At 37.6% G+C, this 15,495-nt stretch carries 8 protein-coding genes and 2 pseudogenes; 6 read left to right on the top strand and 4 right to left on the bottom strand.

Annotated features, from left to right (window positions below; all coding sequences use genetic code 11):
* Positions 1–2: 2 nt before the first annotated feature.
* Both GKR88_20625 and GKR88_20620 read right to left on the bottom strand, forming a co-directional pair.
* Positions 3–182 (bottom strand): annotated as a pseudogene (locus GKR88_20625) (hypothetical protein).
* A gap of 35 nt (positions 183–217) precedes the next feature.
* Positions 218–4,471, bottom strand: a complete 4,254-nt coding sequence (locus GKR88_20620; protein ID QMU66450.1) for a hypothetical protein — start codon at positions 4,469–4,471, stop codon at positions 218–220.
* A gap of 507 nt (positions 4,472–4,978) precedes the next feature.
* Here GKR88_20620 and gyrB point away from each other — a divergent pair.
* From gyrB to mdh, 3 genes are all read left to right on the top strand, one after another.
* Positions 4,979–6,919, top strand: coding sequence for a DNA topoisomerase (ATP-hydrolyzing) subunit B (gene gyrB / locus GKR88_20615; GenBank protein QMU66449.1), 1,941 nt, complete (start codon positions 4,979–4,981; stop codon positions 6,917–6,919).
* Positions 6,920–7,293: 374 nt separating this feature from the next.
* Positions 7,294–8,304, top strand: a complete 1,011-nt coding sequence (locus GKR88_20610; GenBank protein ID QMU66448.1) for a hypothetical protein — start codon at positions 7,294–7,296, stop codon at positions 8,302–8,304.
* A gap of 121 nt (positions 8,305–8,425) precedes the next feature.
* Positions 8,426–9,352: a malate dehydrogenase gene (mdh, locus tag GKR88_20605; GenBank protein QMU66447.1), complete on the top strand. Its 927-nt coding sequence runs from the start codon at positions 8,426–8,428 to the stop codon at positions 9,350–9,352.
* Positions 9,353–9,421: 69 nt separating this feature from the next.
* Here mdh and GKR88_20600 read toward each other — a convergent pair whose 3' ends face one another.
* Entirely contained in the window at positions 9,422–10,417 is a 996-nt protein-coding gene (locus tag GKR88_20600) for a glycosyltransferase (protein QMU66446.1), read from the bottom strand.
* 181 nt (positions 10,418–10,598) lie between these two features.
* Entirely contained in the window at positions 10,599–13,319 is a 2,721-nt protein-coding gene (locus GKR88_20595) for a T9SS type A sorting domain-containing protein (protein QMU66445.1), read from the bottom strand.
* 72 nt (positions 13,320–13,391) lie between these two features.
* On the opposite strand from GKR88_20595, the gene GKR88_20590 reads away from it, so the two are divergent.
* The 3 genes and pseudogenes from GKR88_20590 (at position 13,392) to GKR88_20580 (ending at position 15,493) form a co-directional block, all read left to right on the top strand.
* Positions 13,392–13,613, top strand: a complete 222-nt coding sequence (locus GKR88_20590) for a hypothetical protein (GenBank protein ID QMU66444.1) — start codon at positions 13,392–13,394, stop codon at positions 13,611–13,613.
* Positions 13,614–13,942: 329 nt separating this feature from the next.
* Positions 13,943–14,779: pseudogene (locus GKR88_20585) on the top strand (IS5 family transposase).
* Positions 14,780–14,941: 162 nt separating this feature from the next.
* Positions 14,942–15,493, top strand: coding sequence for a PASTA domain-containing protein (locus tag GKR88_20580; protein ID QMU66800.1), 552 nt, complete (start codon positions 14,942–14,944; stop codon positions 15,491–15,493).
* Positions 15,494–15,495: the final 2 nt, after the last annotated feature.

Here is a 15,495-nt window from a genome sequence, read left to right as displayed (position 1 = left end):
TCCGTACTACCGTCTGACCATGTAACCGTGACAGGAGGTGCTCCTCCACTAAGATTTAATTGAATATATCCATCATTTTCGCCAAAGCATGTAATATCATTTACCGTAGGATTAATATCAAATAAAGCACCGTTAAAAATCTCTATCTGCCGTACTTGTTGACACCCTACATTATCTGTAATCGTTACCGTATAAACGCCTGCTGCTAAATTATTTCTTACGGGCCCTGTGCCAAGTCATTCCAAGTATACGTAAGTGGGGCTATTCCTCCTGTTACATTCATAACAATACTTCCCGTATTATCGTTGTAACACGATAAATCTGTCGTGGTATAGTTTGCAATAATCTCCGGAGACTGGAAACTAATCGTAATTCCATGAATCATTTTTGCAATACTGTTAGCATCCGTTACCGCTACATTGTAAGTACCGGCCGGTAAATTAGTAAATATATATCTGGGCCCTGTCTGATTCATCGCCTGTTGAACAACACTTCCCGTACCACTGTCTGTCAGTGTAATTGTATAATTCGGTACCGAACCCTGATCTATCGATACCTCTATAACTCCCGTAGTATCTCCAAAACACAATACATTCTGATGGGATGCCAATACCTCGGATATCAACAACTCCGGAGGTTGGGTTAGAGTCCATTGTCCTATAATCCCACAACCATTTGCATCGGTAACAGTCAACTGATAATCTCCGGCTACCAAACCTGTCTGGTCTTCCTGATTCTCCTGACCCACCGGAATCACTCCGCCGTTGGATGCAACCCAAGCATAGCTATAAGGCATTACACCTCCTGTCATCGTAACAGCTATGCTACCATCACTCAAACCAAAACCGGATATCTGAAAACCATTGTAATCTGATAAAACCGAAGTGATACCCAAAGCTGTAGGTTCTGTAATGGTATAACTCTCTGTAATAACACAAACCCCTGTGGTGTCCGTAACCGTTACCGTATACATACCCGGTGCTAATGAACCGATATTTTCTGTCGTTGCAGTATAACCTCCGGGACCGGCCCACGAATAGGTATACCCGGGAGTACCACCCATGGCCGTAAGGTCAATACTGCCATCATTAAAACCATTACAACTGATACTAGAACCATTAAAGTCGGAAATCGTCGCATTGCTAATCATCAAACCATTCGCAGGTTGACTGATTAATATATTGTTAATAACCTTGCTGATACCATTGGCGTCTAAAACCGTAGCATTATAGGTACCAGATGCAAAGGTGCTAAATGTATACCGGGGCCCTGTCTGATTCATCGCCTGTTGAACAACACTTCCCGTACCACTGTCTGTCAGTGTAATTGTATAATTCGGTACCGAACCCTGATCTATCGATACCTCTATAACTCCCGTAGTATCTCCAAAACACAATACATTCTGATGGGATGCCAATACCTCGGATATCAACAACTCCGGAGGTTGGGTTAGAGTCCATTGTCCTATAATCCCACAACCATTTGCATCGGTAACAGTCAACTGATAATCTCCGGCTACCAAACCTGTCTGGTCTTCCTGATTCTCCTGACCCACCGGAATCACTCCGCCGTTGGATGCAACCCAAGCATAGCTATAAGGCATTACACCTCCTGTCATCGTAACAGCTATGCTACCATCACTCAAACCAAAACCGGATATCTGAAAACCATTATAATCTGATAAAACCGAAGTGATACCCAAAGCTGTAGGTTCTGTAATGGTATAACTCTCTGTAATAACACAAACCCCTGTGGTGTCCGTAACCGTTACCGTATACATACCCGGTGCTAATGAACCGATATCTTCTGTCGTTGCAGTATAACCTCCGGGACCGGCCCACGAATAGGTATACCCGGGAGTACCACCCATGGCCGTAAGGTCAATACTGCCATCATTAAAACCATTACAACTGATACTAGAACCATTAAAGTCGGAAATCGTCGCATTGCTAATCATCAAACCATTCGCAGGTTGACTGATTAATATATTGTTAATAACCTTGCTGATACCATTGGCGTCTAAAACCGTAGCATTATAGGTACCAGATGCAAAGGTGCTAAATGTATACCGGGGCCCTGTCTGATTCATCGCCTGTTGAACAACACTTCCCGTACCACTGTCTGTCAGTGTAATTGTATAATTCGGTACCGAACCCTGATCTATCGATACCTCTATAACTCCCGTAGTATCTCCAAAACACAATACATTCTGATGGGATGCCAATACCTCGGATATCAACAACTCCGGAGGTTGGGTTAGAGTCCATTGTCCTATAATCCCACAACCATTTGCATCGGTAACAGTCAACTGATAATCTCCGGCTACCAAACCTGTCTGGTCTTCCTGATTCTCCTGACCCACCGGAATCACTCCGCCATTAGAAGCTGTCCATGCATAAGTGTAAGGCATTACACCTCCTGTCATCGTAACAGCTATGCTACCATCACTCAAACCAAAACCGGATATCTGAAAACCGTTGTAATCAGAGAGTACATTCGTAAGGGTCATTACGGTTGTCTCCATAATCGTAAACGTTCTTACAAAAGAACAATTATTCCCATCTACAATAGTTATCGTGTAATCTCCACCTGACAAACCTGTAATGTTTTGATTGTTCTCTTGTCCGACCGGGATTGTTCCACCGCCGGAAGCAGTCCAGGAGTATGTGTAAGGGCCTGGTATACCCATAGGGTTTAACATAATTGACCCATCGGCGCCCGCAGCACAAGTTACATCTGTTATAATCTCATTTGCTATCAAATCATTTTCTAATATCGATGCCATTGCCCCGATTGAACAATTATTTGCATCGGTAATTGTAAAATTATAAGTACCTGAAATCAATCCTGTAAAATCGAATGATCCGCCGTCGGAAGGTACATTAATTGAAGCTCCTGTTTCATCTAACTGAATGGTATATGGTGCCATTCCTCCGCTGATTGTTCCGGTAATATTTCCATCGGAATCTCCAAAACAGACGAGTGTTTCTCCTGAAATAGCAACATTTATTGCCTGAGGTTCAGTGATAGTTTGATTAATAACCTGATTTGCAATACAATTATTTTGATCTGAAACTACAATCGTATGTGGACCTGCAGTTAAGTTCCCTAAGGTATAATTATTACCACTGGTATTTGTCGGGCTTACTAGATTTCCATTTACTGTAAAAGTATAATTTGGAGTCCCTCCGGTAACGGAGATGGTAATACTGCCATCATTTCCGGCATTACATGAAGCACCCTGACTTATTACAAAATTAGTAATGATATGGTTCGGCTCAGTAATTGATGCTTGTGTATTTGCTGTACACCCGCTTGCATCTGTAATTGTAAATGTATAAGCTCCACTACTTAGGCCGGAAAAATCAAAAGGTCCTCCATCAGTAGCTACATTCATTGAGTTTGTAGTACCATCCATTTGTATTGTATAAGGAGCCATTCCCCCGGTGATGGTACCTGTAATATTCCCGTCAGTATCTCCAAAACATTGTAAAAGTTCTCCGGTAACCATGCCTATTATTTCATTAGGCTCCGTAATGACAAAATCTTCAAACTTGTTGCAGGCAGCATAAATTATGGGATTAAACATATAACTTGTAGAAAAAGGCGGTCCAAACAAACGATCCTGATGATAAACCCGATACGTACCGGCCGATAAATTGGTTATATCGTAATTTTGAGCAGTGCCAATATTTGTCCAATTAAATACTTGGGATTCATTACCATTTGCATCAACGCTCACTAAAAGAATAAAATAATCAGCTCCCCAACCTCCATTAACTGATACGTTAGCTGCACCGTCGGAAGCACCAAAACAAGACGCACCTGCAGTACTGTTAACTGTCAAGTCTCGAACACCAGGCACAGCTACATTTATCGCTTCGGTACCCATACACGCATTATCATCTGACCAGTTTAATATATAATCACCTGCAGTGAGTCCTTCTACTGTAAGGAAAAAATCATTTTCCGTGCCTGTCCGTACCACACCTCCTCCGGTGTTTGACAAACTCCAATTAAAAGGAGCAATTCCATTATTAAAATTTACCATAATCACTCCCGAATTAGGGTCTTCAACACAAGCTAATCCAGAAAAATTAGCCACTCCTAATAATGGAAAGCCCGGTGATATTGTATACTCGCCGGTAATGGTTTCGGGTGTAGGTGTGGTTGAATCCGTAACAACTATACGATAATTCCCCGGTGGATATCCGGTAATCTGCTGTGTTGTCTCCCCCGTAATTAGGACATAAGTTCCCGAATCTGCCGGATCTTCCTGGTACCACGCATAAGAATAAGGGGCCAAACCTCCACTAACACTAACAGAAATTTCTCCGGCACAAGACCTTACAATTGCCGTTAAAATACTTATACTTTGTGAAAAAGCTTGTGAAGTAACTAAAAAAAGGAGTAAACTATATAAACTATTTTTTAAAAATTTGTTACAACGTTGCTTTTTGGGGTTACACATATTATATTACTATTTTTAAACATAATTTCTACATAATTGTATAAATCATTTAGCCCTCTTTAACAACTATTAAAACGGAAATATAATAAAAAGATTATAACTTTAATCTTTGATTATTTAAAATTCAACATCTTTTTAATCAAAATATGCTAATACTAAATATTTTACCTTTATGTACATTTTGATTTGATGATTATATAAAGTTTAAATGAGTTCATTGAGTCTAAAAATCAATTTCACAAAAATTAACTTTAATCAGTTGATATTGAAGATATAAAAATTTATAATTTATATAATACATGCAAAGTTCAGTCAATTAATATATCATTTTTAAGACCCTTTTTTGAGCAACTCCAAAACTCTTTTCAGTAATCAACAAATGTTAATAATTATAGGGATGTGTTTCGTTTTTTCTTTTCAAAAAATTGTTTTTTTTTGTAACTTCGTAAAAGTTGATTTCATCATTTTCCAATGATGATTTTTTTTGTGAATTTTATAAAATAATATATGGCCGAAGAACAAAAACAACACCATTATTCTGCTGACAGTATCCAGGCATTAGAAGGGATGGAGCATGTTAGAATGCGTCCGTCTATGTATATCGGAGATGTAGGTGTCAGAGGTTTACATCATTTAGTGTATGAAGTGGTAGATAATTCTATTGATGAAGCACTGGCGGGGCATTGTGATACCATAGATGTCATTATTAATGAAGATAACTCCATTACTACTAAAGATAATGGCCGTGGGATACCTGTCGGCATCCATAAAAAAGAAGGTGTATCGGCATTGGAAGTAGTCATGACTAAAATTGGCGCAGGGGGTAAATTTGATAAAGATTCTTATAAAGTTTCCGGAGGTCTTCATGGTGTTGGTGTTTCTTGTGTAAATGCCTTATCTGATCATTTAACAGCTACCGTTCATAAGGAAGGTAAAATTTGGCAGCAAGAATATAAAAAAGGAAAAACTTTATATCCTGTTAAAACTATCGGGGAAACAGATTTTACCGGAACTATCGTCACTTTTTTACCAGACAGGTCTATTTTTACCCAAACGATAGAGTATAATTATGAAACACTTGCTACACGTTTAAGAGAATTGTCTTTCTTAAATAAGGGGATCACTATTACATTAACTGATAAAAGAAATAAAGACGATGAGGGGAATTATACCCGAGAAACGTTTTACAGTGATGAAGGTTTACCTGAGTTTATCAGGTATTTGGATGGTACCCGGGAACAGCTAACCACCAGAGTAATTTCTATGGAAGGAGAGAAAAACGGGATTCCCGTAGAGGTAGCTTTGGTATATAATACCTCTTATGCAGAAAATTTACATTCTTATGTAAATAATATCAATACACATGAAGGAGGAACTCATTTATCCGGTTTCAGACGTGGTTTGACCGGTACTTTGAAGAAATATGCCGATACTTCCGGATTACTTAAAAATGTTAAATTTGAGATTGCCGGTGATGATTTTCGGGAAGGATTAACAGCCATTGTTTCTGTTAAAGTTTCCGAACCACAATTTGAGGGACAAACCAAAACCAAATTAGGAAATAGAGAAGTTACTGCTGCTGTATCACAAGCTGTATCCGAAATGCTAACAGATTACTTGGAAGAGAATCCGAATGATGCTAAAACTATTGTACAAAAAGTAATCCTGGCTGCCCAGGCACGTCATGCAGCACGTAAAGCCCGTGAAATGGTACAGCGCAAAACAGTGATGAGTATTGGCGGCCTGCCAGGTAAATTATCGGATTGCTCTGAAACGGATCCTGCTGCTTGTGAAATATTTCTAGTGGAGGGAGATTCGGCAGGGGGAACAGCAAAGCAAGGCAGAGATCGAAATTTTCAGGCTATTTTACCTTTAAGAGGAAAAATCTTAAATGTGGAGAAAGCCATGCAACATAAGGTTTTTGAAAATGAAGAAATTAAAAATATGTTTACGGCATTGGGCGTTTCTATTGGTACGGAAGAAGACCCAAGGGCATTGAATTTGACCAAAGTGCGATATCATAAAGTGGTCATTATGTGTGATGCTGATGTCGATGGCTCTCATATTGCAACATTGATTTTGACATTTTTCTTTAGGTATATGAAGGAAATGATAGAGCAGGGGTATGTTTTTATTGCCACACCACCTCTTTATTTAGTTAAAAAAGGTCAAAAGAGAGAATATGCATGGGATGATAATCAGCGTGATTTAATTGCTCAAAAAATGGGTGGCGGAGTTAGCATTCAACGATACAAAGGCTTGGGAGAAATGAATGCAGAACAGTTATGGGATACTACTATGAATCCTGAGTTTAGAACGCTACGTCAGGTAACTATCGACAGTTTGACAGAAGCCGACAGAGTTTTTTCTATGCTAATGGGCGATGAAGTCCCTCCACGGAGAGAATTTATTGAGAAAAACGCAAAGTACGCTAATATAGATGCCTAATAGAACCTAAACTGATAAATCTTCAATTAAGAACATACTTTTTTATATATTTAATGTGAATAATAATTTTAAGATTTTGATGTTTATAGTATTTAATAATACAATTAATTTCTTTAGTTATACTTAAATAATTGAATACTTGTTTACATATCTAATATAGTTTAAAGTTCAAAGTTTCAAGTTATTTTTTTGAAAAAGATAAAATAATATAAAAGGAATCATTAGAATTTTTAAATCCTTGAATCTTTGAATTGTTTAATTTATTGAATATCAAAGAGGGTGTAAAATTAAAACTCTTTAATATTTCATTTGAAAAACACAATTAAGTGTAATATCGGACAATCAAATAAATTTATGAATCAAATTTTACATATATGAAAAAATACGTTTTCATTTTAATAAGTGTTTTTGGGCTGGTAACTATTACAAAAGCTCAAAGCGGATTAGAAGCAATCCTTCAAGCAACTGTAGAAGATGCTAATAGACTTTCAAAAGCTTATATAAACCCTGCAATGAAAGGGTTCATTTATGGCATGAACAATGGTTGGTATCATACGGCAAAAGTTCATAAAATTCTTGGATTTGATATTTCAATAGGTGTAAATGCTTCTGTTGTCCCCAATAAGGATGAGCTATTTAATTTTGCTGATCTCGGATTAACATCCTCCGTAACATCAACTTCCACTTCTGCGGCTACTGTTGCCGGCCCTAATGATTTACGCCCTCAGATAAACGTAACCACTACTATTAATGGTGCACCGGCTACCGCCACATTTACTATGCCCGGAGGGGTAAAAGATGACTTACCTTTAAATGCGGTTCCTGTTCCGCAAGTTCAATTTAATTTAGGGTTACCGGCAAAATTTGAGGCTATGGTTCGTTTAGTACCAAAAGTTGGTACGGATGATGTAAAAGGAAATCTAATCGGGTTGGGTTTGAAAAAAGAGATCACTAGTTGGTTTGGCCCTGTTACCAAAACTCCTTTGCATGTCTCGCTTCTGGCTGCCTATACTAATATGAATGTTGATTATCAAATTCAGAATAGTACTGTAAGCGGGTCAAACCAATCTACCAATTTGGAACTACACTCATTTACCGCACAAGCAATTGCTTCTTTAAATTTTCCAATTATCAATTTTTATGGAGGTTTTGGTTATAGCGGAGGGAATTCCACATTCAAAATGTTAGGAACATATGATTTGGAATACAACGGAGGGACTCTTACAAGATCTATTGTAGATCCGATAAATCAATATTTTAATGTTTCCGGTTTTAGATCTACTATCGGGGCAAGAATAAGCTTAGGCTTTTTCAAGTTATTTGCTGATTATACCTTGCAAGAATACAATACCGTTGGTTTGGGAATTGCATTCGGTTTTAGATAATAGACAGGCTAAAAAAACCTGTTAGGGTAATTTTAAGATTTCTTTTAATATGTAGTTATCAATTTCTCGATATTTTATCCTACTTTCGTATTTCCGGAAAACAAACCTAAAATTTATACATATGAAAATTACTGTAGTTGGAGCGGGTGCAGTAGGTGCCAGTTGTGCCGAATATATTGCTATTAAGAATTTTGCTTCCGAAGTGGTTCTGTTAGATATCAAAGAGGGGTATGCCGAAGGCAAAGCCATGGATTTAATGCAAACAGCTTCTTTAAACGGTTTTGACACAAGAATTACCGGAAGCACAAATGATTATATAAAAACAGTAAATTCTGATATCTGTGTAATCACGTCAGGAATTCCTCGTAAACCGGGAATGACTCGCGAGGAACTCATTGGAATTAATGCGGGAATTGTAAAGACAGTTGCTTCAAATCTGATTGAACATTCTTCTGACACTATCATTATTGTGGTTTCCAACCCTATGGACACGATGACTTATTTGGTTCACAAAACTACTAATTTACCTAAAAACAGAATCATTGGGATGGGTGGTGCTTTAGATTCGGCCCGTTTTAAATATAGATTGGCCGAAGCTTTAGGAGCCCCCATTTCTGATATAGACGGTATGGTTATAGGAGGGCATTCCGATAAAGGAATGGTACCTCTAATACGATTAGCTACCAGAAATTCGGTTCCTGTTTCGGAATTTATTTCTAATGAAAGATTACTACAGGTAAAAGAAGATACAAAGGTAGGCGGGGCAACTTTAACAAAGTTATTAGGGACTTCTGCGTGGTATGCGCCCGGTGCTGCCGTATCCGGACTAGTTCAGGCAATTGCATGTAATCAACAAAAAATATTTCCTTGCTCTGCACTACTGGAAGGAGAATACGGGTTAAATGATTTATGTATTGGAGTTCCTGTTATCTTAGGAAAAAACGGCATTGAAAGTATTGTTCACATTCCTCTCAATGATGCTGAAAAAATGCATTTGAAAGAATCTGCCGAAGGAGTTCAAAAAACAAATGGATTGTTAGAAGTATAGTCTCTCCTAAATTTCAACCGTATTTTCTGTTTTTATCAAAAGCTTTATAAGACCCGTCTAATGTCGGTACTATTTATCCGAGGAATGTTTTGATCGAATACGATTCTTTTTGGTATTGTTTTTAGTAAAAATTTGGGATACTAAAAACCCTAAGCTATAACCAAGAAATTGGATAAGAGAAGTAATCATACTTAAAAACCCAACTTTGAGGTTTTTGTTTTCTACCGTTGCAGTTAAAAAAATTGCGATAAAATAAAATCCGTAAAAAGTGATAAACTGCCAATAACCCAATAAGAAAAACAGCATACTTATATCGATCCCGATGATAAATAAAGCAGGGAGCCAATATATCCATTTTGCTTCTTTAGGGTAGCGATTGTTTAGTTTTGCACGGGCCATTCCAAAAGCATACGTCTGTTTGAAGAAGTTTTTAATGGTATTTCGTCTTTTATGATACACAAAAGCTTCTTGTATCAATTGTGTTTCAAAACCTGCTTCCCACAACCGGAAGGTAAAATCTATATCCTCCCCTACTCTTACATCTGAAAAACCATTTGTAACCTTAAACGCTTTTCGGGAGATTCCCATATTAAAACTTCTCGGTTGAAATCTCCCAATACCTTTTCTCTTCCCCCGAATTCCACCCGTTGTAAGAAATGATGTCATGGAATAATTGATGGCTTTTTGCAAAGGAGTAAAGTTTGAATGTGCCGCGTCAGGCCCACCAAAACCGTCCGTATAATACTTCTTCAATTGCTCGTTTACTTTTGTTAAGTAGTGTTTTGGGAGGATGACATCCGAATCCAAAATAATGAAATAATCTCCCTTGGCACGTGCCATTCCATAATTTCTGGAAGCTCCCGGGCCTGAATTTTCTTTTTCATAATACTTTATAGTGAGCTGCCTCTTGTATTTTTCAATCACGCAATCACTTTTTAAAGTAGAGCCATCTTCCACAATAACAACCTCAGCAAAACCTTTATAATCCTGATTAGCAATACTACTCATAAGCTCGTCCATTTCTTGCGGGCGATTATAAACAGGAATTATCATTGAGTATATCATTTCCGTTTAAAGTTGGAAAGTTCCGGGTTTAAAGCCTGCACTAACGCTAAGAAAATGATCATTTTTCATTAAATATTGAAACGATATCCATTCTAAATCATAAATATGCAAATGAGTTCAATAGCTAAAATAAAAAAACGCAAACTTTTCAGCTTGCGTTTTTATAATTATTTAAAAATGATTATTCTTTAACAATCTTGTATGTTCCCTGAGCGTTTCCAACGTTTACTTTCACCAAGTACATTCCTGCTTTTAGTGTTGATAAATCAACAGAAGCATTGGTTGCATTTGGTCTGCTGGAAAACACTTGTTGGCCTAACAGATTATATACGGATAATTCTTCTACATTTTCCAATGCATTGAAATTTAAATCTTGTTTTACTATTGTTGGGAATAATGTGAACCCTTCTATCTTATTATCTTCTAAGCTTAGTGTTGTAGTATCACTGGTAGTTATACTTATAGTAAAAGGACCTTCTGCTCCATCAGCAGAATTACTGAATTGTCCTACATTTATCCAATATTGGGTTCCGGCTGCTACAGTAACACCTGAAAGTGTTTCTCCACTTCCGGATCCTCCGACATCAGCACTACTTACACAAGTAAATGTTCCGCAGCTCCCGGAATAAATGGCTAACTCAGGATCCCACCCGGTTACACCAGTTATGGCTATATCAACAGTTCCGGCATTACCAGTTGTAAAAGTATACCAAACCCCGTCATTCATCCCAAGCGAACAAACAGATATAAAACCATTATTATTAGTAGCATTTGTTCCATCTCCGGTATCATTATATGGAAAGGCATTAACGACAGTAGCATTATCACAACTATCGTTACTTGGAGGAGGAGGATGTGTTCCTATACAGATATCAAATGTAGTATTTCTACCACCAGTAGAACCAAAACTAAATACTCTTAAGTAGTATGTATTTCCTATCGTAAGCCCGGCTACAGTACTTGTGTCAGGATCACTGATGTTTAAGCTTGTAAGAGAACCACAGGTTCCTTCCAGTACTTCATGAACCAAATCTGTTGTATTACCTGCTACATTTTGCAGTTCAATTCGGTGAATAGCATTAGTAGCAGTAAACGAATACCAAACATCATCATTAGGTGTTCCTGTTCCATTGTCACTATCGCTGGATGCTGTTGCTCCTGCTATGGTACCATTGCTTATAGTATTTCCGCATACCAAATCTGCATTAACAGTTATTGATACAGCATTGGAACAATCGTCATTTGCAGGTGGTGACGGTAATGTATACTCTTCCAAACAAAATGCCACATCAGAAATCGATGTTGTAAAATCATAGATTTGAATAACCAAATTATCACCGACGTTCCAACCGGATAATACAGCATCATTAGAAGCAAAAGTTTCGGAACAAGAAATTTCATTTCCGGATGACGCCTCTCTGACGATTATTCCGGGGTTTCCCGGCGAAGCATCGTTCCATAATAATCCATTCGTAGTAGCTGTCCATGTAAAAAACTGATCTAATCCCGTACTAGTTGTATTACATGTCCCGTCCATTCCACTATCAGTAGTTCCATCTGTAGAAAAATTCAAAGTAAATGTAGGTGTAGCACAACCCGTTCCGGCTGCAGAGGGTGTAATGGGTATTGCACCTGCAAATGTATCGTTTGCTGGTGCTGCAGGTATAGTCCCTATACAAACATCAAATGTAGTATTTCTATTAGTAGTTGTTCCATAGCTGAATAATCTTAAGTAATATGAGTTTCCCACAGTAAGTCCGGCTACAGTACTTGTGTCAGGATCACTGATGTTTAAGCTTGTAAGAGAACCACAGGTTCCTTCCAGTACTTCATGAACCAAATCTGTTGTATTACCTGCTACATTTTGCAGTTCAATTCGGTGAATAGCATTAGTAGCAGTAAACGAATACCAAACATCATCATTAGGTGTTCCTGCTCCATTATCACTAACACCGGATGCTGTCGCTTCTACCAGTGTACCACTTACCACACTTCCGCACATCAAATCTGCATTGACAGTCACCGATGTAGCATTGGAACAATCGTAGTTTGACGGTGGTGGCGGTGCAGCTTCTGTGGTAAAGCTCCATTCGGGACAACCTGTAGCGCTTCCTCCTACATTTTGAGGAACAACCATCCAATAATAGGTTGTTGAATATGCAATATTCGTGATGTTCACCGTAGTTGCTGAAAAGACCCCTAAAGAAGATAAACTTCCTGAGGTAGTACCCCAGAAAATTTCGTATTCTGTTGCCGCATCTCCCGTTGCAGGTGCAGTCCAGGAAATAGTAAGAACTCTGTCGGAAGAAACAGTAACACCTGTAGCTCCGTCAGCCGGTGTAGGACCCGTAGCACAATTTGGCGCATTAGCATCAGGAATTAGGTTTACATCATCAATATACCAACTATCTCCATTATCTTGTTCCATGACAAAAGCAACATAAATGGGCATTCCATTATAAGCCGACAAATTTACATTGCGTGTACTATAAGCCGTTCCAAAATCCGATTCGGCTTGTGTATCTACTATTGTAAAATCCGCATGTGTAGTTTGAGAGGTCGTAGAGACTCGTATGGTATATGTTGTTCCAAAACTTGCCGAAAAAGTTTGTCGCTGCTTAAAAGTCAAAATATTTGCAGCAGCAGTAGGTGTAAATTGCGGTGTAACCAACCAATCCTGGGCATTTCCTCCGGAAACATTTTCATATCGCACAAAAGCAGCTTTAGAGCCCGAAGCAGCAGCAGCAGATTCTGTACAATCATAAGTTGTTCCTAATCCGTTTCCTCCGACAAAAGAAGTCCATCCGGCAGGAGGTACCGAAGTTTCAAAACCTTCCGGAAATTGTGCTCTGGCCGAAAAAGTAAAGACCAGTACTATAAATAACAGTGTAATTTTTTTCATAAAAATAAGTTTTGGTTAAAAAATAAAGTCCTAAGGTACACATATTTTTTTAAATATAGCTATATGGAATAATTGATTGCGCAAGGTAGAAAGAACTACTTCTTTGTAGGGTCGCACAAGGCCGCTCAAAATGCTGCAATGATCTATTCATTCTTTGCTACTTGTAAAAAACACAAGGTAGAACTCTACCAGTGGTTATATTATGTACTCAAAGTCATACAGGACTATAAGGTATCTAAACTAACCGAACTACTGCCGCAGAATTTTAACCATGCAAATCAAAAAAACAAATAGGGGCAAGGTAAGACCGTACTTTATAGTAGTATATACCTACTTGCTCATGGGCATACCTTATACCGACACTAAGTGCTACACTTCATAAGCTGTTTTTTTGAAATATACACCAATAGGCATCTTTTCAGTTTCTTTTGTACTACATGCACAAATTAAAAGTGATAGAAGCAATACTATTCTTTTCATTTCTTATTTTTAAACATTTTGTAAAAGCGCTAATTTAGGACACTATCCATTTTTTATTGAAGTGATTTAAGCTTTTTTTAGCAATAAAACAGGGTTGTTGATATTTGCGTTGCAAAGCGTAAATAATTTAAAAACAACCCCTTATGTACACAGTACTAGATAAAGATACAATAGAAATGGAAATAGTTCCACTTATTCCAAAAACAAAACGAGGTTTTCCACCTACTGTTCCATTAGTTGAGATTGTCAATGCAATTCTCTACAAGCTAAAGACAGGTGTTCAATGGAATCAGTTACCCGTCAAAACATTGTTTGAAGGGGAATCCTTGACTTGGAATACTGTACACTACCATTACAGGAAGTGGTGTTTGTCCGGTATTTTAAAGCAAAGTTGGATTACTTTCCTTAAGAGCCACAAGAAGGAGTCAGACCTTTCAAGTGTGGACTTAGACGGGAGTCATACACCAGCGATAAGAGGTGGTGATCAGGTTGAATATCAAGGGAGGAAAAAGCGTAAGACCACTAATGCTCTTTATTTAACTGATAGACAGGGTCTACCATTAGCAATGAGTGAGCCGATATCTGGTAATCATAATGACCTGCATGATATTGAGGTTCAGTTTGAGGTAGTTACAGCTACTCCGGAACAAGCAGAAATTCCTGTTGAAGGATTATTTTTAAATGCAGATGCAGGCTTTGATTCAAAAAACTTTAGAGATTCCTGTGGCAAAAAGGAAATTCAAGCTAATGTCTGTTTTAACAAACGTAATGGAAATACAGAAGATAGAGGGGAATATTTTGATCAAGATTTGTACAATCAACGTTATGCAGTAGAACGAACTAATGCTTGGACGGATAGCTTCCGATCACTACTAAACAGATTTGATACAACTATAGAAACCTGAAAAGGATTTAACTATCTCGCTTTCTTTGTGATAGCGCTTAAAAAATTCAAAAAAAGAAAAACCCAAAAAGTTTAAATCAGTTCAATTTAAATATTTTTCAAATCAAAAATACAAGAATAAAAGAGCATATTGGTTTTGAGGGTTTAAAATTTTCGAGAAGGAAGAAATTTGAAGTCAAATCAATTTCAATACGGAATATATCACTATTTTGCAAAGGTCTCTATATATACCTATGATATGAATTTGACTGTATTTTTAAAAAGTAAATCTTTTTTTATACAAATAGGCATTGCTATCGGGTGCTTTATATTATTTATTTTTATGCTACAACGATGGTTGAATTATACGACAAATCACGATCAAAAAATAGAAGTTCCGGATTTAAACAGGTCTTCTTTAGCAGAAGTGCAGGTAACTTTAAGAGGATTGAATCTGGGCTATATCATTCAGGACTCCAGCAGATATAATCCGAATTATCCTGCTAAATCTGTTATGGAACAATTGCCCGAAGCAGGTGATTTTGTAAAAGAAAAACGTAAAATTTATTTGGTCATAAATCCTTCCAAATACAGAGATATTATGATTCCCGATCTAAACGGACGTACCAAAAGACAGGCAATGACACAGCTACAATCTATTGGTTTCAACATAGGGGAATTTTATTTTGTTCATGATATTGGAAAAGATGTAGTTCGTGGCCTAAGGTATAATGGTCAAAAATTAAATCCGGGAGTAAAATTACCTAAAAACTCAACTATAGATTTAGTTTTAGGCGACGGAAAAAGATAGCA

The organism is Flavobacteriaceae bacterium, assembly GCA_014075215.1.
In the GTDB taxonomy this organism is placed as follows: Bacteria; Bacteroidota; Bacteroidia; order Flavobacteriales; family Flavobacteriaceae; genus Polaribacter.
The sequence above is the reverse complement of the archived record's forward strand: the minus strand, read 5'-3'. Positions and strand labels throughout refer to the sequence as shown.